A 25,840-nucleotide genomic window follows, 5' to 3' on the forward strand; every position below is an offset into this window, starting at 1 on the left:
GCGCCCTATGTAGGTGGCGCAAAGGCCCATGCAATCCGGGCGTTCGCCCGGCTGGCGTTTGCGCCCGTCGCTTGGTAAGAGGCGCGCGATCAACCCGGAGTGCAAGACGATGAGCGCCCGCACGGCCACTGTCAGCCGCAAGACCAACGAAACCGACATCAGTGTGACCGTCGATCTGGACGGCACCGGCAAACGGTCGATTACGACCGGAATCGGGTTTTTCGACCACATGCTCGACCAGCTGGCGCGCCATTCGCTGATCGACATGACGATTGCGGCGAACGGCGACACGCATATCGACGATCATCACACGGTCGAGGATGTCGGCATCGCGCTCGGTCAGGCGATCAGCAAGGGGCTTGGCGACCGGCGCGGTGTGACCCGCTATGCCAGCCTCGACCTTGCCATGGACGAGGCACTGACGCGCGCCGCGCTCGATGTTTCCGGCCGGCCCTTCCTGGTCTGGAAGGTGGACTTCACCGCGCCGAAGATCGGCACGTTCGACACCGAGCTGGTCCGGGAGTTCTTCCAGGCGCTGAGCCAGCATGCCGGCATCACGCTGCATGTTGAGAACTTTTATGCCGCCAACAGCCACCACATCGCCGAAACCTGCTTCAAGGCGGTGGCGCGGGTGTTGCGCACAGCCATCGAGATCGATCCGCGGCAGGCCGGCGCCGTTCCGTCCACCAAGGGTTCGTTGAGCGGGTAAGGCCATGGCGCGCTATGTGATCCTGCGGCACGAGGACCGGACACCGCCGCGTGGCCGGGCGCCCCTTCTGGTGATCCGGGACGGCTGGTCGTGGCTCGGCTTCGTCGTGCCGCTGTTTTGGCTGTTGTGGCACAGGCTTTGGTTCGCCGCCTTCGGCGTCTTTGCAGCCTCGCTGGCCATCGCGCTGTTGGCGCAGAACCCGCAATGGGCATCGCTCGCCCTGCCGTTCAACCTGCTGGTCGGGCTTTTCGTGGGTCTGGAAGGACAGGGCTGGAGGATCGGCGCGGCGCGCCCGCGCGGCTACCGGCTTGCCGATGTCGTCGAAGCGGACACGCAAGAGGCGGCGGAATTGCGGTTTGCGGACATGGCGGGCGATGAATCCTTCGAAGCACCACTGGCCGCCGCTATGGTGCCCGGCCGGGGGCTGGCCGCAGCCGAAGCGCCCGATTTCCTCTTTGCCGCGCCCGGCGGGGTGAACCGCTGATGCGTGTTGCGATCATCGATTACGGCTCGGGCAACCTGCGGTCTGCCCACAAGGCGTTCGAACGCGCAGCGCGCGAACGCGGAATCGACGCCGAGATACAGGTTACCGCCGATGCCGATCGCGTTGCGTATGCCGACCGAATCGTCCTGCCGGGTGTCGGCGCCTATGCCGATTGCCGCGCCGGGCTCGATGCCGTACCCGGCATGCATGAGGCGATCGACGAGGCCGTCATCGCCAAGGGGCGCCCGTTTCTGGGCATCTGCGTCGGCATGCAGCTCATGACGACGCGCGGGCTCGAAAAGACCGTCACGCCCGGTTTCGACTGGATCGAGGGCGACGTGACGCTGATGACACCGTCCGATCCGGCGCTGCGCATTCCGCAGATCGGCTGGAACACGCTGGATGTCAGACGTGAGCATCCGCTGTTTGCCGGCATTCCCACCGGGCCGGACGGGCTGCACGCCTATTTCGTCCATTCCTACCATCTGGCGGCCGCGCACGAGGCCGATATTGTCGCGACATGCGGCTATGGCGGACCGGTGACCGCTGCTGTCGCGCGCGACAACATGGCCGGAACCCAGTTCCACCCCGAAAAGAGCCAGACGCTCGGCCTGGCCCTGATCGGCAATTTCCTGGAGTGGACGCCGTGAACCGATCGACGATCCTGTTCCCCGCCATTTATCTGAAAGACGGCCCCGCGCGGCGCCCGCAGCGGCTTGCCCGCGAGGACGCGCATACGGAAAAGGGCATTGGCCATGTCTAAAACTCTCTTCCCCGCGATCGATCTGAAAGATGGGCAATGCGTCCGGCTCCGGCTCGGCGACATGGACCAGGCGACTGTCTACAATGACGATCCCGCCGCGCAGGCCAAGGCCTTCGAGGATGAAGGTTTCAAATGGCTTCATGTTGTCGACCTGAACGGCGCGTTCGAGGGCGAAAGCGTCAATGGCGACGCGGTCGAAGCGATTCTTTCCGCGACGAAGAACCCCGTTCAGCTCGGTGGCGGCATTCGCACGCTGGCCGACATCGAGCGCTGGCTCGACAAGGGCCTCGCCCGGGTGATCCTCGGCACGGTCGCGGTGCGCGATCCGGACCTGGTTCGCGAGGCGTGCCGCGCTTTTCCCGGCAAGATCGCCGTCGGCATCGACGCGAAAGGCGGCAAGGTCGCCGTCGAGGGTTGGGCCGAAGCTTCCGAACTGGGCGCCATCGAACTGGCCAAACAATTTGAGGGGGCCGGCGTTGCCGCCATCGTCTTCACCGACATCGACCGCGACGGCGTTCTGACCGGCATCAACTGGGAGGCGACCATCGATCTGGCCGAAGCGGTCTCGATTCCCGTCATCGCCTCGGGCGGCATGGCGTCGCTTGCCGATGTCGTGCGGATGGTCATGCCCGACGCCGAACGGCTCGAAGGCGCGATTTCCGGCCGCGCGCTCTATGACGGGCGCATCGACGCGCAGATTGCGCTCGGCGTGCTCGAAGGCATCCTGCCGCCGGACGAGGGCCTGTTCACATGACCATGAAAGCCCGTGTCATTCCCTGCCTCGACGTCAAGGACGGCCGCGTCGTCAAGGGCGTCAATTTCGTCGATCTGATCGATGCGGGCGATCCGGTCGAGGCTGCCAAGGCCTATGACGCCGCCGGCGCCGACGAATTGTGCTTTCTCGACATCACCGCTTCGTCCGATGATCGCGAGACGATCTTCGATGTTGTCGCGCGAACCGCCGAACACTGCTTCATGCCTCTGACGGTCGGCGGCGGCGTCCGCACCATCGAGGACATCCGCAAGCTGCTCCTGGCCGGCGCCGACAAGGTTTCGATCAACACGGCGGCGGTCAAGAATCCGCAATTTGTCGCCGAGGCCGCCGACAAGTTCGGCAACCAGTGCATTGTCGTCGCCATCGATGCAAAAAAAGTGTCGGGCGAAGGCGAGCCCGACCGCTGGGAAATCTTCACCCATGGCGGCCGCGAGCCTACGGGCATCGACGCCGTGGCGTTTGCGCGGAAAGTGGTCGATCTCGGCGCCGGCGAGATATTGCTCACCTCGATGGACCGTGACGGAACCAAGGCCGGTTTCGATATCGCGTTGACGCGCGCGATCGCCGATGCGGTGCGCGTCCCTGTCATCGCCTCGGGCGGCGTGGGATCGCTCGATCATCTGGTCGAGGGCGTGCGCGACGGTCACGCCACGGGCGTTCTGGCCGCCTCGATCTTCCATTTCGGCACGCACACGATCGGAGAGGCCAAGACGCACATGGCAAACGCCGGGCTTGCGGTTCGCCTCGATCCTGCGGCATGAACGGCCATGTCTTTCACCCTTCACGACCTTGAAGCGATCATCGCGGCGCGCGCAAAAGCCGATCCCTCCGAGAGCTGGACGGCCAGGCTTGTTGCCGCCGGACCGGAGCGGGCTGCCAAAAAGCTTGGCGAAGAGGCGGTCGAAACGGTGATCGCCGCGCTGGGCGATGACCGGGACACGCTGATCGCAGAAAGCGCCGATCTTCTCTATCACTGGCTGGTCGTTTGCCGCACCCGCGGGATCGCGCTCGATGAGGTCCTCGCCGAGCTTGAACGCCGTACCGCCGAAAGTGGACTTGCGGAAAAGGCCGCGCGCGACGCATAAAAGCGCTCCAAGCTGCCGACCGACGGGGATTGACCCATGGATCGCACCGCCGACAGCACCAACGAACGGGCCGGACATGCGCCGGACAGTCTCGATGCGGTTGCCGACGGCCTGTCCCTGGCGGACCAGCTGTCAGGCGGTGACCTGTCGCCCTACCGCCATTTCACCGCGACCAAATGGGCCGAGTTCCGCGCCGACACGCCGCTCACCTTGAGCGCCGACGAGGTCAAACGCCTGCGCTCGCTGAACGACCCGGTCGATCTCGAAGAGGTCCGCCGCATCTATCTGTCGATCTCGCGGCTTCTGTCAGCCCATGTCGAGGCGTCGCAGGAGTTGTTTCGGCAGCGCAAGCGGTTTCTGAACTTTCCCGAGGCGATCAAGACGCCCTACATCATCGGCATCGCCGGATCGGTGGCGGTCGGAAAGTCGACCACCGCTCGTGTTCTGACCGAGCTGCTGTCGCGCTGGCCGTCCAGCCCCAAGGTGGACCTGATCACGACCGACGGCTTCCTGCTGCCCAATGCGGTTCTGCGCGAACGCGGGCTGATGGAACGCAAGGGATTTCCCGAAAGCTACGATGTCGGCGCGATCCTGCGGTTTTTGTCGGCGATCAAGGCCGGCGAGCAGACGGTCAAGGCGCCGCTTTATTCGCACCTGACCTACGATGTGCGCGAAGGCGCCTACAAGACGATCGACCGGCCGGACATTTTGATCTTCGAAGGCATCAATGTGCTTCAGGTGCGCGACCTGCCCGAAGACGGCCGGACCATCCCCTTCGTATCGGATTTCTTCGACTATTCGATCTACATCGATGCGGACGACGACCTGATCCACACCTGGTATGTGGACCGGTTCATGAAGCTGCGGCAAACCGCGTTTCAGGATCCGCAGTCCTTCTTTCACCGCTATTCGCAGCTGTCGGAAGATGCCGCGCGGGCCATCGCCGAGGGACTGTGGGCCAACATCAATTTGCGGAACCTGCGGGAGAACATCCTGCCGACCCGGCCGCGCGCCGATCTGATCCTGCGCAAGGGTTCGGACCATCTGGTCGAATCGGTGCTCCTGCGAAAATTGTAGCCGGCATATCAAGTCAATGAATTTGCCGGCTACGGAACTGTGACGCGCCGCAATGTCAAATTGATCCGGCCGGCTTTCTCAAGAAGCATCGAAGTGCCCGGATAAATCCGGTCGACGCCGTGATAGGCAAGCCGGCTGGCGCCGCCGAGAACGACGATATCGCCGGAGACGAGGCGCAACGACATGGTCTTGCCGCCACGCCTGGTGCCGCCAATGCGGAACAGGCAGTCATCGCCCAGCGAGATGGACAGCACCGGCGCATCGAAATCCGCTTCGTCACGGTCCTGATGCAGGCCCATCTTCGTATCGGGCGCGTAGAAATTGATCAGACAGGCCTCCGGCGGGTGCGGATAGCCCGTGACTTCGGTCCAGAGTGCCAGAAGCTGTGGCGGTATCGCCGGCCAGGGCTCGCCGGTGACCGGATGCGCCGGCTGGTAGCGATAGCCGCGTGCCTTGTCGGTAACCCAGCCGAGCGGCCCGCAATTGCTCATCCGCACGGACATCGGCTTGCCGGTCCGAGGCATGGCGGGCACGAACAGCGGCGCCTGCGCGACCACGGCGCGGATGTCGTCGACCAGCGCCGTCTGCGCCTCGGGATCGAGGGCGCCGGCAATGTGGCGCACGCCATCGGGCAGTGTCGTCAACGCTGCGGCTCCAGCTCCAGCAACGAAATGGTGGGCGCGTCAATCATAGCGCAGATCCGTCGCCTTGCCGCCGAACACGCGGTAGGCATAGATCGAATAGATCGCGATCACCGGAATGACGACCATCGCGCCGACCAGAACGATCATCAGGCTTTCGGGCGCTGCCGCCGCTTCATAGATCGTCGTCCGGTCGGGTACGACATAGGGGTAGAAGGAATAGGCCAGCCCGAAAAAACCCAGCACCATGATCGCCGTCATGGCGATGAACGGCAGCAGCGAAAACCGGTCGTTGCGGTCGGGCAGATGGGCCAATTGCCAGAACAGATAGCCGAACAGGATCGCCGTCATCAGCGGCAACGGCGCCAGCGCGACGATCTCGGGAACCGAGAACCATTTGGCAAAGATCCGGTCGCTGGCGAACGGCGTTGCCAGTGAAATCGCGGCCATTCCGCCCATCGCAAGGATCAGCGCGCGGCGCATCCAGGCGACGGCGCGCTTCTGCAGATCGCCATCGGTCTTGTAGATCAGCCATGCCGCGCCGATCGCCGCATAGGCTGCCGTCAGGCACAGCGCAACGACAAAGCCGAACAGCATGGTTGCGCGGTCACCGTCGAGGCCAAGTACATAGGCACCGAGCATGTAGCCCTGGCTGAGCGCGGTCACCAGCGAGCCGAGAAAGAAGACGCGGTTCCACAGCCACTTTTCCTCGTCGGTCGCCTTGGCGCGGAATTCGAACGCCACGCCGCGCGCGATCAGGCCGATCAGCATGATGGCGACGGGCAGGTAGAGTTCGGTCAGGATCACACCGTGCGCGACAGGGAACGCGACCAGCAGGATGCCGATCGCCAGGACCAGCCATGTCTCGTTGGCGTCCCAGAACGGGCCGATCGATGCGATCATACGGTCGCGGTCCTCGACGGGTGCCACGGCAAACAGGATGCCGACGCCCAGGTCGAAACCGTCGAGGATCACATAGACGAGGATGGCAATCCCCATCAGCCCGGCAAAGACCACCGGCAGGTAAGGGTAAAAAAGCGTCACATCCATCGCCGTCACTCCGCCGGTTGGGGCATGGCGTCTTTGCCGCCCGGGATCGCGGTGCCTCCCGCGGGACCGGGCTCCGGCCGTTCATCGCCCTGTCTGGCTGCCTTGACGGCCAGCCGGATGATGACGAAGGCGTAGGCGCCGAGCAGCAGAACATAGACGGCGAGGTAGGCCAGAAGCGTCGACAGCACCATGCCGCCAGCGACGGGGCCGAGCGCGTCCTTGGTGGTCATCACGCCGGTGACGAGCCATGGCTGCCGGCCGATCTCGGTGACATACCAGCCCGACAGGGTCGCGACCCATCCGCTGGCGGCCATGGGCACAAGGCCAAGCGCGAGCCAGCGCGGCAGCGGGTTGTCCGAAGCTCTGCGGCGCCACAAAAACCATGTGCCCGTCCATGCCATGACCAGCATCAGGATGCCGATGCCGACCATGATGCGGAAACCCCAGAAGACAGGCACCACCGGCGGATGCTTGATGGTGCCATCCTCCAGCACGAAATCGTTCAGCCCCGGCACCTCGCCATCCAGCGAATGGGTCAGGATCAGGCTGGCAAGCCCGGGTATCTTCACCTCGAAATGGTTCTGACGGGCTTCTTCGTCCGGCAGCGCAAACAGGATCAGCGGCGCGCGGCTCTGCGTCTCCCAATGGCCTTCCATCGCGGCGATCTTGGCGGGCTGATGTTCCAGCGTATTCAGCCCGTGCATGTCACCGGCAAGAATCTGCGCAGGAATGAGAACCGCGCCGAGCACGATCCCGGTGTTCAGCGCCTTGCGCAATGCAGGGGTGCGGTCGCCGAGCAGGTAGCGCAGGGCGGAAATGCCGGCGATCAGGAACGCAACGGTCAGGCCCGACGCCAGCAGCATGTGGATGAGCCTGTAGGGCATGGACGGGTTGAAGATGATGGCAAACCAGTCGGTCGCATGCGCCACGCCGTCGCGCATTTCAAAGCCCGCGGGCGTTTGCATCCACGAGTTCAGGACGAGAATCCAGAACGCGCTCATCGTCGTGCCAAAGGCGACGAGAAATGTTGCCAGCGTGTGGACGCGGTTCGAAACGCGGCGGAAGCCAAACAGCATGATGCCGACGAACACCGCTTCCAGGAAGAAGGCGGTCATGATCTCATAAGCCAGCAAGGGACCGGCGATGTTGCCGACGGTTTCCATGAAGCCAGGCCAGTTTGTGCCGAACTGGAAGCTCATGGTGATGCCCGAGACGACGCCCATCGCAAAGGACAGGGCAAACACCTTCACCCAGAAGAAATAGGCATCCATCCACGCCGCGTCGCCCGAGCGGTGGTAGCGCAGCTTGAAGTAGAACAGCACCCAGCCGAGCGCGATGGTGATCGTCGGAAACAGGATGTGGAACGAAATGTTGGCCGCGAACTGGATGCGCGACAGGATGAACGGGTCGAGAGCGGTGGAGTCCATGATTGAGCCTTTCGAGGCCGGATATGGATGCCGCACCGCACCATTGGGATAGGACACGCTGCCGCATGAAACAATCATGACGGACTTGCGGCTTTTGGACGGAAAAACCCGTCCGTTGCAGTCACAACCGCGTATCGGGATCAGCTCAAATCGGACCGGTAACAGAGGCCGGCGCGGCGCAGATCAGCCGTGGCCGGTCAGTTCGGCCACTTTCTTGGAGTGTGCCACTGCCGCGGTGCCGCCCGTTGTCTTGGTGTAGAGCTCGAGCGCTTCGTCCTCGTCAGCGACCGGTGTGAGCGCGGTATCGGTATAGTCCTTTGCCGCCGGATCGCGGGCGATTCGAACCGCCCAGAGCGTGCAGCGCGCAATCGCCAAGCCAAACAGGACATGGGTGCGGACCGTGTCCCAGGCAAAGCGCGGCCAGAAGACGAGCGGGTTCTCGCGGGCAAGGCCCGGACGCCGTTCGCTGGGGTGGCGCAGGCGCAAAATGCCCGATTCCAGCGGATGGACGTCCTCGAGGCGGATCGTGGTTTCGAACTGAACGAGCAGTTTGACGAGACTTGCAATCGGCACGCCTGTCGCCGCCGCGCGCCGCAGCAGCGTCTTCATGTGCTCGGGCGTGTAATAGAGCCGCCAAGCCTCATAGTAGATGGCGAGCCACTCGTCGCGGCTCATCTTCCCATGGTCGGTGACCACATGGTGCAGATCGTAGGCGTTCAGATCGGCATCCATGTCGACGCCTTTCTGCCACAAGACCTTGTGATCCTCGGAGCCGGGCAGCGGCGTCAGGTTGAAGAACTCGATGATGTCGAGCGGCAATTCTTCCTGCAGGATGCGGATGTCGCGCCGGATCGTCTCGGGCGTGTCGGCCGGAAAACCCAGAATGTAGCCGGCGAGCGTGATGATGCCCTGCGCCTTCCAGGCCAGCAGCATCTTGCGGTACTCGGTGATCTTGTTCTGGCGTTTCTTGGCGGCGATCAGATTGTCGGGATTGACGTTCTCAAGCCCGATGAAGACCCGGGTGACGCCGGCCCGCTTGGCTTTTTCGACGAACCCGTCGATCTTGTGGCATAGTGTATCGACCTGGATCATCAGGCCGAGCGGAATGCCGTCTTCCTCACGCAGCTTGATCAGCCGGTCGAAGATCGATTCCCATTCCCGGTTGCGGGCGAAATTGTCGTCCGTGATGAAGAATTTGTGGATGCCCTGTTCCCAGTTCAGCCGCACCAAACGCTCGACATCGTCGGCCGAACGGTACCGCGACTTGCGGCCCTGCACATTGATGATGGTGCAGAAGGAGCACTGGTAGGGGCACCCCCGGCCGGCGTCGAAGCTGGTCGAATGGCCGACGGTGCGTTCGACATAGCGCTTGGGCAGGAAGGGTGCCGGCGTCCCCTCGATGCCGGGCAGATCGTTCATATAGTCATAGAGGGGCTGGAGACGGCCCTGCGCCGCGTCCGACAGGATCGTGTCGAACCGGCCCTCGGCTTCGCCGGTGAACATCGAAACGCCCAGATCGCGGCATGCGTCGAGATCGACCGCGTGGCCATCGAGCATGGCAAGGCAACCGGATACGTGAAACCCGCCCATCGCCACCTGGATGCCGGCGGCGCGGAACTGCCGGGCCAAATCCAGTGCGCGGGGGTACTGGTTGGACTGAACGCCGACCAGCGCCACCATGCCGAAATTGTTGTTTTCGGCGAACCGCTTGACCAGCCCGTCGACATCGATGCGCGTATTGGTCTCGTCCATCGCGTCGATGTCGATCTGGGTGTCCGGCCCAAGCGCTTTGGCCTCGGCGCATTCGGCGGCGATTCCGTAAACCGCAGCCAGCGAATTGGACGGGATGATCGACCGCCACCAGCGGATGACATAGCCGTCCTCGCCATAGTGCGACGGCTTGATCAGAACGAGCTGAAATCGGCGCTCGGCGGTCTTGGGCGATTGCAACACGGGGCCATCCCTTCGGCGGGCAGTTTGGCGCCTTCTACCATAGGATGAGTGGGATGGCGACCGTCCGCCGCGCAGCCCATCGTGGCTTGATCGAAGCTACGCCATACCGGTCTTGCCGCACCGGGGGCAGGGCATGTTGCGCTTGAAAAAATTGACCCGCGTCTGCGGCCCGTGCTTGCGGGCGAGCGCCGGAATGTCGAGGATCTTGGTGTGCGTGCAATGGCTGCACTCGAACATGACCACCTGGCCGGAACGCGCAAGGTCTTCGAGCGTCCAATAGCCGGGCACACCTAGAAAATCGTCAGAAGGTGCCATGGCGGCCCTCCCACATCGGCGGCGGGCCGCATCAGGCCCGCCGTTTGGTCGGCTTATCAGATATCCAGGTTCGCCACGGAAAGCGCATTGTCCTGGATGAATTCTCGCCGCGGTTCCACTTCATCGCCCATCAGCCGGCTGAACAGAGAATCCGCGTCCGTCGCATCGTTGACCTTCACCTGCAGCAGCGACCGCGCTTCCGGGTCGAGCGTCGTCTCCCAGAGCTGTTCGGAGTTCATTTCGCCAAGGCCCTTGTAGCGCTGCAGCGTCAGGCCCTTGCGGCCGGTCTCGAAGATGCTCTCGATCAGCGCCATCGGACCGGTGATGGTCTGGAAGGCATCCTTGCGCCGCAGCGTCGCCGGCACGTCGAACGCGCCGTCGAAACGTGGCGCAAGCGCATTGAGGGCCCGCGCATCGGCCGACTGGATCAGCCCCGCATCGATGATCACCGCTTCCTTGACGCCGCGCACCGTGCGTTCGAACACGAAGCCGCCATCGCCTTCGTTGGAGGGATTGATCCGTCCGGTCCAGCCGCGTTCGGTCTCCTCGGAAATCGTATCCAGCCTGCCGGCAACCTGCGTCGCCACGTCCGCGGCCCGGCCCAGATCGCTCAGAAGCGCCGGATCGAGGGCGCCGCCCAGCCAGGCCTGCTCGACCACAGCGCGGTCGTAGCGCGAATGCAGCCCCTGCAGCAGCGTGCGGCCCTGAAGGCTCGTCTCGATCAGCGCGCGCAGATCGTTGCCGGAGCGCACGTCGCCATCGCCGGTCTCGAGGCTGGTATCCTCCAGCCCCACATCGATCAGATAGTCCTCGAGCGCCTGTTCGTCCTTGAGATACTGCGAGGACTTGCCGCGTGTCACCTTGTAGAGCGGCGGCTGGGCGATATAGAGGTGCCCGCGTTCGATGATCTCCGGCATCTGCCGGAAAAAGAAGGTCAGAAGCAGCGTGCGGATATGGGCGCCGTCAACGTCGGCGTCCGTCATGATGATGATCTTGTGATAGCGCAGCTTGTCGGCATCGAACTCGTCCTTGCCGATACCCGCGCCAAGCGCCGTGATCAGCGTGCCGACCTGATCCGAACCGAGCATCCGGTCGAACCGTGCCCGCTCGACATTCAAGATCTTTCCGCGCAGCGGCAGGATCGCCTGGTTCTTGCGCGAGCGGCCGGACTTGGCCGAGCCGCCGGCAGAATCGCCCTCGACGATGAAGATTTCCGATTTTGCCGGATCGCGTTCCTGGCAGTCGGCCAGCTTGCCCGGCAGCGAGGTGATATCGAGCGCGCCCTTGCGGCGGGTCAGTTCGCGCGCCTTGCGCGCCGCTTCGCGCGCCGCGGCCGCTTCGACCACCTTGCCGACCAGCGTCTTGGCTTCGGCCGGGTTTTCCTCCAGCCACTCGCCCAGCGTCTCGTTAACGAGGCTTTCGACCACGGGGCGCACTTCCGAAGAAACCAGCTTGTCCTTTGTCTGCGACGAGAATTTCGGATCGGGCACCTTGACCGACAGGACGCAGGTCAACCCTTCCCGGCAATCATCGCCCGTCAGCGAGACCTTCTCCTTTTTGGCAAGGCCCGAGCTTTCTGCGTAGCCGTTGACCTGCCGGGTCAGCGCGCCGCGGAAGCCGGCCAGATGCGTACCGCCGTCGCGTTGCGGGATGTTGTTGGTGAAGCACAGGACGTTCTCATGGTAGCTGTCGTTCCACCACAGCGCCGCCTCGACCGTGATTCCGTCCTTTTCGCCGCTGATCACGATCGGCGTTTCGATCAGCGGTTTCTTGGCGCGATCGAGATAGCGCACGAACGCCTCCAGCCCGCCATCATAGACCAGATCCACCTCCCGCCGGTCGGCATGCCGCGCATCGGTCAGGACGATGTGCACGCCCGAATTGAGAAATGCCAGTTCGCGCAGCCGGTGTTCGAGCGTGTCGAACGAGAACTCGGTTCGGGTGAACGTGTCCGTCGACGGAAGAAACGTGATTTCCGTGCCGGTATAATCGCCCGCATCGCCGGTCACCGCGAGCGGCGCGTCCGCGACGCCGTGCGTGAAGCTCATCTCGTGGAACTTGCCGTTGCGGCCGATCTTCATTTTCAGTGACACGGACAGTGCGTTGACCACCGAGACGCCGACGCCGTGCAACCCGCCCGATACCTTGTAGGAGTTCTGGTCGAACTTTCCGCCGGCATGAAGTTGCGTCATGATCACTTCGGCCGCCGAAACGCCTTCGCCCTCATGAATGTCGACGGGAATGCCGCGGCCATTGTCGGTCACGGTCACCGATCCGTCCGCATTGAGCGTCACCGTCACGCGGTCGGCATGGCCGGCCAGCGCCTCGTCGATGGCGTTGTCCACCACCTCGTAGACCATGTGGTGCAGGCCGGAGCCGTCATCGGTATCGCCGATATACATACCCGGGCGCTTGCGCACCGCATCGAGGCCCTTGAGGACCTTGATCTGCTCGGCGCCATAGGCGCCATTGCCGGTTTCGGAAGGATCGGGAGGCGTTTGCGGTTGATCGCTCATGCGGGCCTTTTTTGTCTGTATCGCCATGTGCGCGCGGTGGACGCGAATCGGCGGGCCAATTGCCCAAGATATATAGGCTTTTGCGGGTCCGAATCCAAATCCGCCGCGCAGTTTGCGGGGGATAGACGCAACGCCGTTCCGGCGTGCAGGCCACATCTGGCAGCACTCGCAATGTAAGGCTGCCAAGCCATTGAATTCATTAATTGTTTACCATGTCGCCGTCAGCATGAGAGAATCGTTCCACGTTCAGGCGAGGACACGCATGACCGAACACGGAGATCTTCAACGGCAGCTGGCCGGATACGGGCTGACCACGGCGCACATTCTCTACCGCATGCCCGACCATCCGGGGATCTTGCAGACCTTCATCTGGCAGCATTACGATCTGGCCCCGGACTTTCCCGAAATGTACCGGTTCCTGGACTTCTGGGAAGACAATCTGGACGGCCCGCTTCATTCCGTGCGCTATGCGCACAAGCGGCTGATCAGCCCCGGCGAGTGGCGCAAGGTCGATGGCGAAATCATCCTGCACTGAGCGGCATCATCGCCTCGGCAGGCCGCGCTGACGGTCAGGCCGCCTTGACGGATGGTTGCTTGCGTGCCGCGACAGTGCGGGCGTCGGCCGGCTTTGGCCGGACCTCTCGGGCCTTTGCGGCCGGCCTGCGCGACAGGCGCGGGCGCCAGACGCCCAGAACGACGTTGGCCACCGACAGCGCCATCACAGTCCACAGCGCAGCCCATTCATAGGCGATGGCTCGTGCGAGCATGTCCGCCCCGGCCTCGCCGTTGGCCACCCGTTCGGCGACCGCCGCCGCATGATCGGCCTGAGCGGCGATCACCGTCAGGACGCCCTTGAACATCAGGATGCCCATCGCCGCCTTGAGCAGCACCCATCCCTTGTCGATGAACGGCTTGTGCACGGCCATCGACAGGAGCCCCGTCACCAGCGCGATCGCCAGCGACGGCAGCAGCACGTAATCGCTGATGGCGGCGATCGCCTCCCGCAAGGCGCTGTAGGCGCGGGGCGTCTGCGGATGCGCCACGATCAGAAGCACCATGTGTCCGGCAAGCCCGCCGATCAGCCCGCAGGCCGCGATCGTGTGCAGAATTTTCAAGGTCTTGCGCATGCGCACTCCTTCTTGGCGTTTCCGACCATCTTATAGGGCCTGTGGGGGCCATTGTAAGACTGGCTGTACCGCTGCCGGACCCGGCCGTTTCCGCGTTGCTCGTCCCGGGCAAGCGGCTGGCGATCGTCCACTCGGAAGCCGCCGCAGTTCCGCAGGGCGTGCGCACCTTCCCTGATGGCCATCTCGGTGATGCCACGCCGCCGATGCTCGAAGATGTCACGCGGTTCGACTTCCGCGACAATCCCGGGGACGTGACCCGTGACGCCGACACTGTCGCCGATCATCTCCGGGCCAACGCCGAAGGCTGAGCCGACAGCGAAATGCTGCGTCCAGTCGTCAACAGGCGCCGTTGGCGGGCCTCTTTTGCTTCGATGGTGCCGTTGCCGCTGGATCCGCGCTGATCCCTCCGGTGGAAGCTTGGCGGCTTGATATTCCTTTTACGTAAACGTAATGTCGAAGCCCTGCGAGCGATGGTGCGCCATGAATCTCATCTTCCGTCTAATCTGGATCGTGCTGGCCGCGTTCCGCAAACCGGCCACGGGCGTTTTCGATGAGACGCGTATCTGCCTGCGTGTTCTGCCGAACGATCTGGACACCAACATCCACATGAACAATGGCCGTTACCTGACGATCATGGATCTCGGTCGCGTCGATCTGACGATCCGCTCCGGCCTGTGGCGTGTCATGCGTGCCAATCGCTGGTATCCCGTGGTCGGCAGCGCCAGGATGGTGTTTCGCCGCCCACTCGACCCGTTCCAGGCATATGAACTGACGACGCGCGTCGCCGGCTGGGATGGCAAATGGGTTTACATGGAGCAACGCTTCGTCGTCGGCGAAACGGTGCATGCCCGCGGGGTGCTGAAGGCGCTTTTCCTCAAGGGGCGAGAAAAAGTGCCCAGCGCCGAACTCGCCCGGGCGCTGGGCCATGACGGTCCCTCGCCGGACCTCGATCCGGAGATGGTGGCGGCGCTGGATTGAGGCGCCTCACATCGGGATCGGCCATTTGCGGTGGACCTGTTCGATGTCCGCAAGCACCGCATCGTCCAGTGTGACATCGGCCGCGTCGATGCAGGTCTTGAGCTGGTCCATCGTCGTCGCGCCGATGATCACCGAGGTCAGGAACGGTTTGGAGAGGCAGAAGGCCAGCGCCATCTGTGCCGGATCGAGCCCGTGCTTGCGGGCGATGTCCAGATACCGGCCGAGCGCCGGCTCCAGGTAATCGGTCACGCGCCCGCCGATGTTCTCGTTGATCGTCCGGCGCGAGCCTTCCGGCAGTTTGCCGCCTTCATATTTACCGGTCAGGAGCCCGCCGGCCAGCGAGGAATAGGACAACAGTCCCACATCCTCATGATGGCCCAGTTCGGCGAAATCGAGATCGTAGATGCGGTGCAGCAACGAATATTCGTTCTGCATCGACTGCACGCGCGGCCAGCCCTTCTCCCCGGCGATACGCAGATATTGCGCCGTTCCCCATACGGTTTCGTTCGACAGGCCCAAATGCCGGATCTTGCCCTCGTCGACCAGCGCCTGTGCGGTTTCGAGAATCTCCGCAATGCCGTCGAGCGCCTCGGCCTTGTCCTGCTTGTCGGGCGCATAGGTCCAGCTCTGGCGGAAATGGTAGGAGCCGCGGTTCGGCCAGTGAATCTGGTAGAGATCGATATGGTCCGTCTGCAGCCGCTTGAGCGAGCGTTCGCAGGCGGTGCGCATCTTCGCCGCATCGATCGGCCGCCCGCCATCGACGCCATGGCCGCCCGGGCCGATCACCTTGGTGGCGAGAACGATCTCGTCACGCCGTCCGTCCTCGGCCAGCCAGGTACCGATGATCTCCTCGGTGCGCCCTGCGGTCTCGATCGCAAAAGGCGTGGTCGGATACATCTCCGCGGTATCGAAGAAGTTGACGCCTGCCTCGACCGCATAGCGCATCTGGGCATGCGCCTCCTCCTCGGAGTTTTGCGAGCCCCAGGTCATCGTGCCCAGGCAGATCTCGGACACGTCGAGGCCCGTGCGGCCCAGCTTGCGCATTTTCATGGTCGTCCCCAAATTGGTCTGGCTGAAAATCTTGGATGCACTGAAAGATAGGCCGGCCATGACGGCGCTTCCACCCGTTCTTTATTCTTTTCGCCGCTGCCCCTACGCGATGCGCGCCAGGCTGGCGATTGCCGCAAGCGGCATCGCGGTAGAGCTGCGCGAGGTGGTCTTGCGCGACAAGCCCGCCGCCATGATCCAAGCGTCCCCCAAGGCCACTGTGCCGGTCCTTGTCTTGCCCGACGGTACGGTGATCGACGAAAGTTGGGACGTAATGGTCTGGGCGCTGTCGCAAGCCGATCCCGAATGTTGGTGGCCGAAGGATCGATTTGTTCGTTCCGAAGTCGAAACATTGGTGGCCGCCAATGACGGCTCGTTCAAGGCGGCATTGGATCGCTACAAATATCCAAATCGTTACGAAAACGAAACAATATCGGAAACCCAGCAGCGCGCCATTGCGGCGGACCATCTTCAGCCGCTGGACGCACGGCTCGAGCGCCATGAGTGGCTGCTCGGAGATCGCGCCACGCTCGCCGACTACGCCATACTGCCCTTCGTGCGCCAATTCGCCCATGTCGATCGGGGCTGGTTCGATGCGCAGCCATGGCCGCATCTGCGGGACTGGTTGGACCGTTTCCTCGCATCTGAACGCTTTGCGTCGATCATGCGGAAATACCCGCAATGGCACCCGGGCGACGTCGATACCGTGTTCCCGTGATCATCTGTCACCTTTGACCGGGCGCAAACTGCGGCCATATTGGCCAAAGTCGAGGACAGTCGCCATGGACACCAAGCCGCAACCTTTCGTGCCGCCGCATCCGGTTCCGCGCACCCACATACCGACGCGGCTGGAAGTGGTCCGCACGGTCATGCGCAACCCGCTCGAACTGTGGGGAGAGCCGTCCTACACCAAAACGCACATCACCGCGCGCTTTCTCAACGAGACGACACTGATCTGCAATCATCCCGAGCTGATCCGGCACGTCCTGGTCGACAACCAGAAGAACTATCGCATGGCGCGGGTGCGCCAGCTCATCCTGCGCCCGATCCTGCGCGACGGGCTCCTGACCGCCGAGGGCGAGACCTGGCGGCGCGGCCGCAAGGCGATGGCGCCGGTCTTCACCCCGCGCCACATCAACGGGTTCGCCGACATGATGCGGTCGAGGGCCGATACGTTCCTAGCGCGGTACCGAGAGGATGCCGGTTCGGTGCGCGACATCAGCCACGACATGACCGAGCTGACCTACGAAATCCTCGCCTACACGCTGTTTTCCGACGAGGTGGTCACCGATGGCGTCGATTTTGCCGAGGATGTCGACCGGCTGCTGTCGACCATGGGACGCGTCGATCCGCTTGACCTGCTCAAGGCGCCCGAATGGTTTCCGCGCATCCAGCGCCTGCGCGGCAAGGCGACGCTCGCCAAGTTCCGCAAGGTCGTCCGCGACACGATGGATGCAAGGCGCGAGAAGATGCGCACCGATGCCAACGCCGTCCGCAACGACTTTCTGGCGCTCTTGCTTAACGCGGAAGGCCCCGACGGTCTCGACGCCGACGAAATCGAGGACAATCTGATAACCTTCATCGGCGCTGGCCACGAGACGACGGCACGCGCTCTGGGCTGGACGCTTTATCTGTTGGCCAATGCACCCCACGAACGGGCGCTGCTCGAAGCAGAGATCGCAAAGGTTCTGGCCGATGATCCGCCGCCGGTCGAGTGGCTTGAAAAGATGCCAAAGACCCGTGCGGCTTTTGAGGAAGCGATGCGGCTCTATCCGCCGGCGCCGTCGATCAACCGGATGGCCGTCGAAGACGAAATCTTCACCTTCAAGGACGGCACATCGGTCGAGATCAAGGCCGGGACGACCGTGCTCGTCATGCCCTGGGTGCTGCACCGGCACCGGCTTTACTGGGACAATCCGAACGCCTTCCAGCCATCGCGTTTCTGGCCGGAGAACCGCGGCGCGATCGACCGGTTCCAGTATCTGCCGTTCGGCGCGGGCCCGCGAATCTGCATCGGCGCCACCTTCGCGCTGCAGGAAGCGGTGATCGCGCTGGCGCTGATGCTCAACGAATTCCGCTTCGAGCCGACACCGGGCCTGGCGCCCTGGCCGGTCCAGAAGCTCACCGTGCAGGCGCAAAACGGCCTGCCCATGCGGATCGTCCGACGCTGACGCCAAGACCACAAAGCCGTTGCGGCTGTGCCGCGCACGCCATACATGCTGACGCCGCAAACAGGCGTGATCCATGTCCCTTTCTCTCGGTCTCGATACGGGCGGCACCTACACCGACGCGGTGATCTTCGACGCTGCCGCCGGCTTGGTTGTCGCCAAGGCCAAGGCGCTGACCACCCGACACGATCTGGCGATCGGCATTGCAGAGGCTGCCGGCAAGGCGCTTGATAGGGCCGGCGCCGATCCGGCCGCGATCGGCCTGGTGTCGGTCTCGACGACGCTCGCAACCAACGCGCTGGTCGAAGGTCAGGGCGGGCGGGTCGCGCTTGTCATGATCGGCTTCGGCGAAGCCGATCTCGATAAGGCCGGCCTGCGCAATGCGCTCGGCGACGATCCGGTCCAGCTTCTACCCGGTGGCCACGATATTCACGGCCGCGCCAAGCCGCTCGATCTGGCGCCGCTCGAAGCCCGGATCGATGCGCTCGGCGCCGATGTTTCCGCCTTTGCGGTGGCCGGATATTTTGCGGTTCGCAACCCCGAGCATGAGATCGCCGTGCGCGACCTGATCGCCACACGCACCGGCCGCGCCGTCACCTGCAGCCACGAGCTGTCATCGAAACTGGACGGCCCGCGCCGCGCCTTGACCACGGTCCTGAACGCCCGTCTGATCGGCCTGATCGCCCGGCTGATCGCGGCCACGCGCGGCTTTTTGGCGGAACGCAGCATCACCGCGCCGCTGATGGTCGTGCGCGGCGACGGTTCGCTCGTCTCGGCAGAGTTCGCCACGCTTCGGCCGATTGAGACGATCCTGTCGGGGCCGGCCGCGAGCGTCGTCGGCGCGCATTTTCTCACCGGCCGTGATGATGGCTATGTCGCCGACATTGGCGGTACTACGACGGACGTCGCGATTCTGGATGCCGGACGGCCGATGCTCGACCCCGCCGGCGCCGAAGTGGGCGGTCACCGCACCATGGTCGAAGCCATCGACGTTCACACCTATGGTCTGGGCGGTGACAGTGAAATCCATCTCGAAGACGGCGCGCTCGAACCCGAACTGTGCCTGGGTCCGCGACGGCTTGTTCCAGTGTCGTTGCTCGAAACGCTCTATCCCGGACAAATTGTTCCGCATCTGAAACGACAGCTCGATTCCCCGTTCGCAGGCCGGCTCGATGGTCGGTTCGCCGTCCAGGCCGGTCTGCCGCAGGACCAGTATGGCGGTCTCACCCGGTCGCAGGCCGATCTGTTCGCACGGATCGGCGACGAGCCCGTGCCGCTTGACCGGTTGTTGAGATCCACATCCGAGGTGGCAACGCTCGACGGGCTCGCCGCGCGTGGGCTGGTTCTGGTGGCCGGCTTTACGCCCACCGATGCCGGGCATGTGGAGGGCCGGTTCGACCATTGGAACACAGACGCGGCTCACCTGGGCGCCGCGCTTTTCGCCCGCCGCAAGGATGGGCGTGGCAGGCCGATCGCGGCCTCGCCCGAAGCCCTGGCCCGAACCGTCGCCGAGCGTCTCGTCCGCCTTTCTGCCGAACGGGTGCTGCAAACCGGTCTGGCCGCCGATGGGCTGAGCGATCGGCGTCTTCTTGCCTCGCCGCTCGTCCAGCGTGCCCTCGACCGATCGGGACACTATGTGCGTGCCGCACTTCTGCTTGACCGCCCGGTGATCGGGCTAGGCGCCGGCGCGGCATCGGTCTATCCCGGCGTCGGCGGGCTCCTGGCGATCGAAGCGGTCGTGCCCGACCATGCAGATGTCGCCAATGCGATCGGCGCGGTGGCCGGTCAAATTCGCGTTTCGGCGATGGCCGAGATCGTCCCGGATGATGAAAGCGGCGGTTTCGTCGTCTCCGGTGCCGCAATAGAACCGCCGCGTCAGGTCCTTCGTTCGGAGAAAGCAGCGCTCGAAGCAGCCGCAGCTGCCTGCCGCGTCGCGGCGGCGGCCAAGGCCGCGGCGGCGGGCGCCGGCGAACCGGAGATCGATGTGCGCAGCGACGTCGAGGCGGTGACACTCGATGATCGTCGCCAGTTCGTTTCCGCGACGGTGACCGCCACGGCAACGGGAAGGCCGGCGGCGGTCTGACGCGGCGCCGTGGAGCCGGGTCGCACTATCGGCTGGATTGACACCGAATGGCCGGCCGCGATAACCGCGCGCAACCGCTTTTTGCTGCACTGCAGCCAAACCAGCTCTTGGAGACCTTCATGGCCGACCGCATCGACCGCAATGGATTGCAGATCGACAAGGCCCTGCACGACTTCCTCGTCGACGAGGCAATGCCGGGAACCGGTATCGACGCGGACGCGTTCTTTGCCGCCTTCGCGGCGATGGTTTCCGATCTGACCCCGAAGAACCGCGCACTTCTGGAAACACGCGAGAAACTGCAATCGCAGATCGATGCATGGCATGCAAAGCGCCGCAACCAGCCGCATGACCATGACGCCTATCGCGGCTTTCTCGAGGAGATCGGCTATCTGTTGCCGGAGGGACCCGATTTCGAGATCGAGACCGCCAATGTCGATCCGGAGATCGCCAGTGTGCCCGGCCCGCAGCTCGTCGTGCCGATCACCAATGCCCGCTATGCGCTCAACGCCGCCAATGCACGTTGGGGAAGTCTCTATGACGGCTTTTACGGCACCGATGCGATGGGCACGCCGCCCAGGCCCGGCGGTTACGACCGCGGACGCGGAGCACGCGTCGTCGCCCGCGCTCGTGTCTTTCTCGACCAGGCTTTCCCGATCGAGGGCACCAGCCACGCCGATGCGCGCCGCTACCACGTCAAGGACGGCGCGCTTCTCATCGACGATCTGCCGCTGCTCGAGCCGCAAAAGTTTGCCGGCTACAGGGGCAATCCGAAAGCGCCCGATGCCGTGCTTCTGGTCAATAACGGGCTGCACGTGGAACTGGTGTTTGACCGTGCCCACCCGATCGGCAGCCGCGATCAGGCCGGCCTCGCCGATGTCATGCTGGAGAGCGCGGTGTCGGCGATCATGGATTGCGAGGATTCGGTCGCTTGCGTCGATGCCGAAGACAAGGTTCTGGCCTATGCCAACTGGCTCGGACTGATGAAAGGCGACCTCAAGACCAGCTTCGAAAAGGCCGGCCGGCCGGTCGATCGCAAGCTCGAGGCCGATCGTCGTTACACCGGCCCGGACGGTGGTGAAGTGATCGTCAAGGGCCGGGCACTGCTCTGGGTCCGCAATGTCGGCCATCTGATGACCAATCCGGCGATCCTCGATGCTGATGGCAATGAGGTCTTCGAGGGTCTTATGGATGCGATGATCACCACGCTCATCGCGATGCATGACCTGAAGAAGGATGGCGGCGACCGCAACTCGCTGCATGGTTCGGTCTATGTGGTTAAGCCGAAGATGCACGGACCGGACGAGGTGGCGTTCGCCGGCGAGATGTTCGATCGGGTCGAGGATGCGCTTGGCCTGCCGCGCCACACCGTCAAGCTCGGCGTGATGGACGAGGAGCGGCGCACCAGCGTCAATCTCAAGGAGTGCATCCGCGCCGCAAGTCATCGCGTCGCCTTCATCAATACGGGCTTTCTGGACCGCACCGGCGACGAGATCCATACATCGATGGAAGCCGGTCCGTTCAGCCGCAAGGACTTCATCAAGCGCAAGTCCTGGATCACCGCCTACGAGAACCAGAATGTCGATATCGGTCTGAAATGCGGCCTTTCGGGCAAGGCGCAGATCGGCAAGGGCATGTGGGCCATGCCGGACCGGATGCACGCCATGCTCGAACAGAAGATCGAGCATCCCAAGGCCGGCGCCAATTGCGCCTGGGTGCCCAGCCCGACCGCCGCGACGCTGCACGCCTTGCACTATCACCAGGTCGATGTCTTCGCGGTGCAAGCGCAGCTCAAGGCGGCCGGGCGCCGCGCCTATGTCGATGCGGTGCTCGACATTCCGCTCGCGACCTACCGCAAATGGAGTGACCGGCAGAAGCTCCGCGAGGTGGAGAACAATGCGCAGGGGATTCTGGGCTATGTCGTCCGCTGGATCGACCAGGGCGTCGGCTGCTCCAAGGTGCCGGACATCAACGATGTCGGCCTGATGGAGGACCGCGCAACGCTGCGCATCTCGTCGCAGCACATCGCCAACTGGCTCTATCATGGCATCGTCACGAAGGAGCAGGTCGTCGACACGATGAAGAAGATGGCCGAGGTGGTCGATGGCCAGAATGCCGGCGACCCGGCCTACCGGCCCATGGCGCCCGATTTCGACGGCTCGATCGCATTCCAGGCGGCGCTCGATCTGGTGCTCAAGGGCCGCGAGCAGCCCTCCGGCTATACCGAGCCGATCCTGCATGCCCGGCGTCTGGAACTGAAGGCGGCTTGAGCCGGCAAGCCGGCTTCAATTGGTTCGATTCTTGCCGTCGCGCGGATTGATTCGCCGGCGTTGCAGCGTCGCTGCCGCGATCTGCTGGATGGCGGCGGCGAAGATGCCGAGCCCGACGAAGATGAACACCGTTGTGCCGACCTTGCCCAGGGCGGTCGCGGGAACCAGATTGCCGTAGCCGACGGTCGACAGCGTGACGACTGCGAAGAAATAGCTGTCCACCCAGGTCCAGCCCTCGACAAGGCGGAAGAACACGGTGCCGATGCCGATGATCAGTGACAGGCTGGTGACAAGGGCGACAATGCGAATGCTGGGCATGGCGGGAAACATCCGTTAACCGCCGACAAGTGTGTCGGCGGTCGGCCGCGAAGGCCAGCGGCTGGCGCCGGCCTCCCCAGAAAAATGGCATTGGCTTTGCGCGCAGGTCAGGTGCCGCCGAACCGGATGGCCGTGATCCGGCCCTCCCAGAACGGGATGATCTCGCCGCCCGCGGCACGGGCAATGGTGAAGGCGAGAGGAACACGCACGCCGTCGATCATTTGGTAGTCACTCCGCGCGGTGTGCTCGCCCGAGCCGTGATAGGGCGTCGTCAGGTCGCCGTCGGTCTCTGCATCGAACCGCGTCAGCGCGCCGTCCGCATCGAAGGTCGCGACCAGCGACGCCTCCTCGCCGAAGGCGCGCACGACCGCCCGCGCCCGGTTGTCGTCGACCGGTTCCCAGGTCACCGGCCCGCCGGGCAGAAGCGCCATCGGATAGGCCGGGCTTTCAAGAAGCCAGCGGCGCAGCGACGTCCGGTTCAGCGCCGGCGTCGATGTTTCGTACATGACGGTGACCGTCGACAGCAGCTTGGCCGCCATTTCCATCTGACCGTCAATGTAGGCATCGTAGGCAATCGCCCAGACCGGGCCCCAGAGCGGCGTGTCCGCCGAGAACACCAGGTCCGGCGCCCGCAGCGAAATCACCTGCCGCGCCGTCGTCGGTTGGAACGTCTCGGTCAAGGGCCGGCGGAACTGGCCCGCTGCCTCGATTTCCACATAGGCATGGTCGGGCGGGCCGTCGGGAAAGACATAGGCGAAATAGCGGGCAACCGGCTCTGGAAGCGTGTCGGGCAACGTATCGGTCCAGGGCGCGGGACTTGCGGTGGCACGGTCGATGACGGTCTGCTCGAACCCGGTGATCGCCGCGCGGGTGGCGTGCGCATGGTAGGCGATGGTGCCTGTGGCCACGACGATTGCGGCGACTGTCGCCGACAAGATCAGATTACGTGTTTTCATGGGAAGTCTCCTGTCGGGTGCCGCCTAGCGGCTTTCGATGAGGGGGAAGATGGCGACCGCCAGCGCGGCGGTCGTGGTCAGCGTCCGAACCGTGTTCCAGAAGGTCCAGCGCGCCGAATAGTTCGACCAGAGGGCAGCGGCATCGACACCGGCAGGATCGATCGCGGCCAGTGCCTCGTTCATCGGCACATTGACCAGCGCGGTCGGCACGACGGCGGCCAGGACATAGATGCCGGCGGCTGCGGCCATGAAGAGGCCGGAACGGGTGTCTCCGATCGCAAATGCCAGTACCGAAGCGCCAACGGCGAAGACCGGGGTCAGGAAGAAGGTGACGAAGAAGACCGGATTTCTGACCGACGCATTGATCGCCTGCATGGCGGCAATTGCCTTGTCGGGCGAGATGGCGTCGAGGCCGGTCATCACGCAGACCGAGAAGGCGTAGAAGAAGCCGGCCATCAGGCCGAGCATGAGGATCGGCGCCATTGGCGCGGTGCGGGTGAGTTCGATCATGACAGCATTGCTCCATCAGTGTAAAGTGTTGTACGTTTGCAATGATCCGTAAAAAGGTTTACGGAATTTTGCAAATGAAACTTTGGTAAGGGACAGACCGCCATGGGCGATTATGCAGACCGGCGCCGCACGGCGATCGAGGATGCCGCCTTCGCGCTGCTGATCGAGAAGGGCTACAAGGCCACGTCCATGCTGGAGGTCGCGCGTCGGGCCGGTGCGTCCAACGAGACGCTCTACAAGTGGTACGGCAACAAGCAGGGCCTGTTCGCCGCTTTGGTCAAGGCCAATGCGCGGGACGTGGCCGAATTGCTGCGCACCCGCCTCGACGGCGCCGATGCAGACCCGCTGGAGACACTGGCGACCGTCGGCCCGCTGCTTCTTGATCTGGTCACCGGCGAGCGCGCCATCGCCCTCAACCGCGCTGCGGTCGGCGATGTCCATGACACCGCGACGCTGGGCCCGGCGCTGGCCGAATCGGGGCGCGAGGCGGTCGTGCCATTGATCGCGGAACTGCTTGGTCGGGCGCGCGACAGGGGACTTCTGGCTTTCGACGATGCCGGCGAGGTGGCCGAGACCTATGTCGCCTTGCTCATCGGCGACCTGCAGATCCGCCGCGCAACGGGCGCGATCGGGCCGCTGCCCGATGATGCGATCCGTACACGGGCAATGCGTGCCGTCGGCGGCATCACGCGTCTCTTTAGGACTTGATCGCCGTCATCCCCGCGCCGGCAGATCCGGCAGGCCGACGCCCGTGGCCGCAAAGCCGCCGTCCGCGGCGATGATCTGGCCGGTGACGAACGCCGAATCGGGTGAACAGAGAAACCAGATCACGCTGGCGATCTCACTCTCGGCGGCGTGGCGCGGCAGCGGCATGTGGTCGTAATAGGACTGCCGGATTTCCGGCGTGTGCACCTTGGCGGCCATGGCGGTTTCCACCGGTCCCGGCGCCACGCCATTGACCCGAATACCGTAATCGCCCAGTTCGGCCGCATATTGCTTGGTCAGGTGGGCCAGCCCGGCCTTGGACGTGCCATAGGCAACGCGCATGGTAGATGCGCGAATGCCCGAGATCGAGGTGACGTTGACCACCGCGCCGCCGCGCCCGGCGGCCACCATGTGGGGAGCGACCGCCTGTGTCATCAGGAACGGGCCGTTCAGATTGGTCGCCATCACCTCCGTCCATGTCTCAAAGCTCGTCTCGAGCAGCGGCGCGAACTCGGCAATGCCGGCATTGTTCACCAGCGCGTCGATCCGCCCAAGCGTCTCAAGCGTCTCTGTCACCGCGGATGAAACCTGATCGGGCACCGACACGTCGCACACGATCGGATGGGCGCGGTTGCTGCCGAGTGCCCGCGCCTCTTTCTGCAGCAGGTCGCCCAACCGGTCGATCATGACCACATGCCAGCCCTCGGCCAGAAACCGCTTGGCGGTCGCCAGTCCGATACCCCGTGCGGCGCCGGTGATCATCGCCACATTGCCGTCTTGTTGTGTCACATTGTCCTCCCCGACCGTTGAAATCGGTATTGGCATGGTGAACTGGCCGCTGCAAGCGCCCCCGGCTTCCCGTTGGCCGGTGCAAATTCCTCCATCA

At 64.0% G+C, this 25,840-nt stretch carries 27 protein-coding genes; 15 read left to right on the top strand and 12 right to left on the bottom strand.

The genetic code is table 11. The features are described 5' to 3' along the window. The first annotated feature begins 109 nt into the window (after positions 1 to 109). The 7 genes from hisB (at position 110) to coaA (ending at position 4,893) form a co-directional block, all read left to right on the top strand. Complete coding sequence (gene hisB / locus ACOQOU_RS10100; protein ID WP_109768396.1) at positions 110 to 709, top strand: imidazoleglycerol-phosphate dehydratase HisB; 600 nt, start codon at positions 110 to 112, stop codon at positions 707 to 709. Between the two features lie 4 nt (positions 710 to 713). Then, positions 714 to 1,193, top strand: coding sequence for a DUF2628 domain-containing protein (locus ACOQOU_RS10105; RefSeq protein WP_306025991.1), 480 nt, complete (start codon positions 714 to 716; stop codon positions 1,191 to 1,193). Then, positions 1,193 to 1,843: an imidazole glycerol phosphate synthase subunit HisH gene (gene hisH / locus ACOQOU_RS10110; RefSeq protein WP_306025990.1), complete on the top strand. Its 651-nt coding sequence runs from the start codon at positions 1,193 to 1,195 to the stop codon at positions 1,841 to 1,843. Before ACOQOU_RS10105 ends, hisH begins: the two co-directional genes overlap by 1 nt. Positions 1,844 to 1,948: 105 nt before the next feature. After that, positions 1,949 to 2,710, top strand: a complete 762-nt coding sequence (gene hisA / locus ACOQOU_RS10115) for a 1-(5-phosphoribosyl)-5-[(5-phosphoribosylamino)methylideneamino]imidazole-4-carboxamide isomerase (RefSeq protein ID WP_306025989.1) — start codon at positions 1,949 to 1,951, stop codon at positions 2,708 to 2,710. Then, on the top strand, positions 2,707 to 3,492 hold the full coding sequence (gene hisF, locus ACOQOU_RS10120) for an imidazole glycerol phosphate synthase subunit HisF (protein ID WP_306025988.1): 786 nt from the start codon (positions 2,707 to 2,709) through the stop codon (positions 3,490 to 3,492). The genes hisA and hisF overlap by 4 nt, the downstream gene beginning before the upstream one ends. Before the next feature lie 6 nt (positions 3,493 to 3,498). Next, positions 3,499 to 3,816, top strand: a complete 318-nt coding sequence (locus tag ACOQOU_RS10125) for a phosphoribosyl-ATP diphosphatase (protein ID WP_306025987.1) — start codon at positions 3,499 to 3,501, stop codon at positions 3,814 to 3,816. Between the two features lie 36 nt (positions 3,817 to 3,852). Then, complete coding sequence (gene coaA, locus ACOQOU_RS10130) at positions 3,853 to 4,893, top strand: type I pantothenate kinase (protein WP_109768374.1); 1,041 nt, start codon at positions 3,853 to 3,855, stop codon at positions 4,891 to 4,893. Positions 4,894 to 4,922: 29 nt separating this feature from the next. Here coaA and ACOQOU_RS10135 read toward each other — a convergent pair whose 3' ends face one another. From ACOQOU_RS10135 to gyrB, 6 genes are all read right to left on the bottom strand, one after another. Next, complete coding sequence (locus tag ACOQOU_RS10135; protein WP_306025986.1) at positions 4,923 to 5,537, bottom strand: alpha-ketoglutarate-dependent dioxygenase AlkB family protein; 615 nt, start codon at positions 5,535 to 5,537, stop codon at positions 4,923 to 4,925. 39 nt (positions 5,538 to 5,576) lie between these two features. Next, positions 5,577 to 6,578 carry a cytochrome d ubiquinol oxidase subunit II gene (locus ACOQOU_RS10140; RefSeq protein WP_306026079.1) on the bottom strand — a complete coding sequence of 334 codons (1,002 nt, stop codon included), beginning with the start codon at positions 6,576 to 6,578 and terminating at the stop codon, positions 5,577 to 5,579. A gap of 11 nt (positions 6,579 to 6,589) precedes the next feature. Continuing rightward, positions 6,590 to 8,011 carry a cytochrome ubiquinol oxidase subunit I gene (locus ACOQOU_RS10145; protein WP_306025985.1) on the bottom strand — a complete coding sequence of 474 codons (1,422 nt, stop codon included), beginning with the start codon at positions 8,009 to 8,011 and terminating at the stop codon, positions 6,590 to 6,592. A gap of 183 nt (positions 8,012 to 8,194) precedes the next feature. Then, complete coding sequence (locus tag ACOQOU_RS10150) at positions 8,195 to 9,964, bottom strand: B12-binding domain-containing radical SAM protein (protein WP_306025984.1); 1,770 nt, start codon at positions 9,962 to 9,964, stop codon at positions 8,195 to 8,197. 96 nt (positions 9,965 to 10,060) lie between these two features. Next, positions 10,061 to 10,279, bottom strand: a complete 219-nt coding sequence (locus ACOQOU_RS10155) for a hypothetical protein (protein WP_109768377.1) — start codon at positions 10,277 to 10,279, stop codon at positions 10,061 to 10,063. 56 nt (positions 10,280 to 10,335) lie between these two features. Next, positions 10,336 to 12,795, bottom strand: a complete 2,460-nt coding sequence (gyrB, locus tag ACOQOU_RS10160) for a DNA topoisomerase (ATP-hydrolyzing) subunit B (RefSeq protein WP_306025983.1) — start codon at positions 12,793 to 12,795, stop codon at positions 10,336 to 10,338. A 262-nt stretch (positions 12,796 to 13,057) separates the two neighbouring features. Here gyrB and ACOQOU_RS10165 point away from each other — a divergent pair, with 262 nt between their 5' ends. Further along, positions 13,058 to 13,330, top strand: coding sequence for an usg protein (locus tag ACOQOU_RS10165; protein ID WP_109768378.1), 273 nt, complete (start codon positions 13,058 to 13,060; stop codon positions 13,328 to 13,330). A 34-nt stretch (positions 13,331 to 13,364) separates the two neighbouring features. Here the strand turns inward: ACOQOU_RS10165 and ACOQOU_RS10170 are convergent, their stop codons facing one another. Further along, entirely contained in the window at positions 13,365 to 13,922 is a 558-nt protein-coding gene (locus ACOQOU_RS10170; RefSeq protein WP_306025982.1) for a DUF2269 family protein, read from the bottom strand. Between the two features lie 95 nt (positions 13,923 to 14,017). Here ACOQOU_RS10170 and ACOQOU_RS10175 point away from each other — a divergent pair, with 95 nt between their 5' ends. Together ACOQOU_RS10175 and ACOQOU_RS10180 are read left to right on the top strand one after the other, a co-directional pair. Beyond that, the gene (locus ACOQOU_RS10175; protein WP_306025981.1) at positions 14,018 to 14,230 is read left to right on the top strand and encodes a hypothetical protein; all 213 of its coding nucleotides are present in this window, start codon (positions 14,018 to 14,020) and stop codon (positions 14,228 to 14,230) included. Positions 14,231 to 14,402: 172 nt separating this feature from the next. Then, positions 14,403 to 14,900, top strand: coding sequence for a thioesterase family protein (locus tag ACOQOU_RS10180; protein ID WP_306025980.1), 498 nt, complete (start codon positions 14,403 to 14,405; stop codon positions 14,898 to 14,900). Positions 14,901 to 14,906: 6 nt separating this feature from the next. On the opposite strand, the gene ACOQOU_RS10185 is transcribed toward ACOQOU_RS10180, so the two are convergent. After that, a complete protein-coding gene (locus ACOQOU_RS10185) occupies positions 14,907 to 15,950 on the bottom strand; it encodes an aldo/keto reductase (protein ID WP_109768400.1) in 1,044 nt (347 codons plus the stop codon). Between ACOQOU_RS10185 and ACOQOU_RS10190 the strand changes: the two genes are divergently transcribed. From ACOQOU_RS10190 to ACOQOU_RS10205, 4 genes are all read left to right on the top strand, one after another. Next, complete coding sequence (locus tag ACOQOU_RS10190; protein WP_306025979.1) at positions 15,949 to 16,665, top strand: glutathione S-transferase; 717 nt, start codon at positions 15,949 to 15,951, stop codon at positions 16,663 to 16,665. The two genes, ACOQOU_RS10185 and ACOQOU_RS10190, sit on opposite strands and share 2 nt — an antisense overlap. Positions 16,666 to 16,729: 64 nt before the next feature. Beyond that, a complete protein-coding gene (locus ACOQOU_RS10195) occupies positions 16,730 to 18,118 on the top strand; it encodes a cytochrome P450 (protein WP_306025978.1) in 1,389 nt (462 codons plus the stop codon). 73 nt (positions 18,119 to 18,191) lie between these two features. Next, positions 18,192 to 20,198 (top strand): hydantoinase/oxoprolinase N-terminal domain-containing protein, encoded by a 2,007-nt coding sequence (locus ACOQOU_RS10200; protein ID WP_109768383.1) that lies wholly within the window; start codon positions 18,192 to 18,194, stop codon positions 20,196 to 20,198. A 119-nt stretch (positions 20,199 to 20,317) separates the two neighbouring features. Beyond that, positions 20,318 to 22,465, top strand: a complete 2,148-nt coding sequence (locus ACOQOU_RS10205) for a malate synthase G (protein WP_306025977.1) — start codon at positions 20,318 to 20,320, stop codon at positions 22,463 to 22,465. Between the two features lie 15 nt (positions 22,466 to 22,480). On the opposite strand, the gene ACOQOU_RS10210 is transcribed toward ACOQOU_RS10205, so the two are convergent. From ACOQOU_RS10210 to ACOQOU_RS10220, 3 genes are all read right to left on the bottom strand, one after another. After that, a complete protein-coding gene (locus ACOQOU_RS10210) occupies positions 22,481 to 22,783 on the bottom strand; it encodes a potassium channel family protein (RefSeq protein WP_109769363.1) in 303 nt (100 codons plus the stop codon). Positions 22,784 to 22,890: 107 nt separating this feature from the next. Further along, positions 22,891 to 23,739: a DUF6920 family protein gene (locus tag ACOQOU_RS10215; RefSeq protein ID WP_306025976.1), complete on the bottom strand. Its 849-nt coding sequence runs from the start codon at positions 23,737 to 23,739 to the stop codon at positions 22,891 to 22,893. Positions 23,740 to 23,763: 24 nt separating this feature from the next. Then, positions 23,764 to 24,249 carry a DUF1772 domain-containing protein gene (locus tag ACOQOU_RS10220; protein WP_306025975.1) on the bottom strand — a complete coding sequence of 162 codons (486 nt, stop codon included), beginning with the start codon at positions 24,247 to 24,249 and terminating at the stop codon, positions 23,764 to 23,766. Between the two features lie 102 nt (positions 24,250 to 24,351). Here ACOQOU_RS10220 and ACOQOU_RS10225 point away from each other — a divergent pair, with 102 nt between their 5' ends. Then, the gene (locus ACOQOU_RS10225) at positions 24,352 to 24,957 is read left to right on the top strand and encodes a TetR/AcrR family transcriptional regulator (protein WP_306025974.1); all 606 of its coding nucleotides are present in this window, start codon (positions 24,352 to 24,354) and stop codon (positions 24,955 to 24,957) included. A 6-nt stretch (positions 24,958 to 24,963) separates the two neighbouring features. On the opposite strand, the gene ACOQOU_RS10230 is transcribed toward ACOQOU_RS10225, so the two are convergent. Next, positions 24,964 to 25,743 (bottom strand): SDR family NAD(P)-dependent oxidoreductase, encoded by a 780-nt coding sequence (locus ACOQOU_RS10230; RefSeq protein WP_306025973.1) that lies wholly within the window; start codon positions 25,741 to 25,743, stop codon positions 24,964 to 24,966. Between the last annotated feature and the right edge of the window lie 97 nt (positions 25,744 to 25,840).

It is taken from the genome of Oceaniradius stylonematis (genome assembly GCF_965223445.1).
GTDB classification, from domain to species: domain Bacteria; phylum Pseudomonadota; class Alphaproteobacteria; order Rhizobiales; family Rhizobiaceae; genus Roseitalea; species Roseitalea stylonematis.

Excerpts from the sequence above, each read along its gene's own strand:
- ACOQOU_RS10145 (WP_306025985.1), bottom strand. The coding sequence starts at position 8,011 with ATGGACTCCACCGCTCTCGACCCGTTCATCCTGTCGCGCATCCAGTTC.
- ACOQOU_RS10205 (WP_306025977.1), top strand. The coding sequence starts at position 20,318 with ATGGCCGACCGCATCGACCGCAATGGATTGCAGATCGACAAGGCCCTG.
- ACOQOU_RS10180 (WP_306025980.1), top strand. The coding sequence starts at position 14,403 with ATGAATCTCATCTTCCGTCTAATCTGGATCGTGCTGGCCGCGTTCCGC.
- hisA (WP_306025989.1), top strand. The coding sequence starts at position 1,949 with ATGTCTAAAACTCTCTTCCCCGCGATCGATCTGAAAGATGGGCAATGC.
- ACOQOU_RS10215 (WP_306025976.1), bottom strand. The coding sequence starts at position 23,739 with ATGAAAACACGTAATCTGATCTTGTCGGCGACAGTCGCCGCAATCGTC.
- ACOQOU_RS10200 (WP_109768383.1), top strand. The coding sequence starts at position 18,192 with ATGTCCCTTTCTCTCGGTCTCGATACGGGCGGCACCTACACCGACGCG.
- ACOQOU_RS10195 (WP_306025978.1), top strand. The coding sequence starts at position 16,730 with ATGGACACCAAGCCGCAACCTTTCGTGCCGCCGCATCCGGTTCCGCGC.
- ACOQOU_RS10210 (WP_109769363.1), bottom strand. The coding sequence starts at position 22,783 with ATGCCCAGCATTCGCATTGTCGCCCTTGTCACCAGCCTGTCACTGATC.
- ACOQOU_RS10220 (WP_306025975.1), bottom strand. The coding sequence starts at position 24,249 with ATGATCGAACTCACCCGCACCGCGCCAATGGCGCCGATCCTCATGCTC.
- hisH (WP_306025990.1), top strand. The coding sequence starts at position 1,193 with ATGCGTGTTGCGATCATCGATTACGGCTCGGGCAACCTGCGGTCTGCC.
- ACOQOU_RS10225 (WP_306025974.1), top strand. The coding sequence starts at position 24,352 with ATGGGCGATTATGCAGACCGGCGCCGCACGGCGATCGAGGATGCCGCC.
- gyrB (WP_306025983.1), bottom strand. The coding sequence starts at position 12,795 with ATGAGCGATCAACCGCAAACGCCTCCCGATCCTTCCGAAACCGGCAAT.
- ACOQOU_RS10170 (WP_306025982.1), bottom strand. The coding sequence starts at position 13,922 with ATGCGCAAGACCTTGAAAATTCTGCACACGATCGCGGCCTGCGGGCTG.
- hisF (WP_306025988.1), top strand. The coding sequence starts at position 2,707 with ATGACCATGAAAGCCCGTGTCATTCCCTGCCTCGACGTCAAGGACGGC.
- ACOQOU_RS10125 (WP_306025987.1), top strand. The coding sequence starts at position 3,499 with ATGTCTTTCACCCTTCACGACCTTGAAGCGATCATCGCGGCGCGCGCA.
- ACOQOU_RS10190 (WP_306025979.1), top strand. The coding sequence starts at position 15,949 with ATGGTCGTCCCCAAATTGGTCTGGCTGAAAATCTTGGATGCACTGAAA.
- ACOQOU_RS10185 (WP_109768400.1), bottom strand. The coding sequence starts at position 15,950 with ATGAAAATGCGCAAGCTGGGCCGCACGGGCCTCGACGTGTCCGAGATC.
- ACOQOU_RS10165 (WP_109768378.1), top strand. The coding sequence starts at position 13,058 with ATGACCGAACACGGAGATCTTCAACGGCAGCTGGCCGGATACGGGCTG.
- hisB (WP_109768396.1), top strand. The coding sequence starts at position 110 with ATGAGCGCCCGCACGGCCACTGTCAGCCGCAAGACCAACGAAACCGAC.
- ACOQOU_RS10155 (WP_109768377.1), bottom strand. The coding sequence starts at position 10,279 with ATGGCACCTTCTGACGATTTTCTAGGTGTGCCCGGCTATTGGACGCTC.
- coaA (WP_109768374.1), top strand. The coding sequence starts at position 3,853 with ATGGATCGCACCGCCGACAGCACCAACGAACGGGCCGGACATGCGCCG.
- ACOQOU_RS10105 (WP_306025991.1), top strand. The coding sequence starts at position 714 with ATGGCGCGCTATGTGATCCTGCGGCACGAGGACCGGACACCGCCGCGT.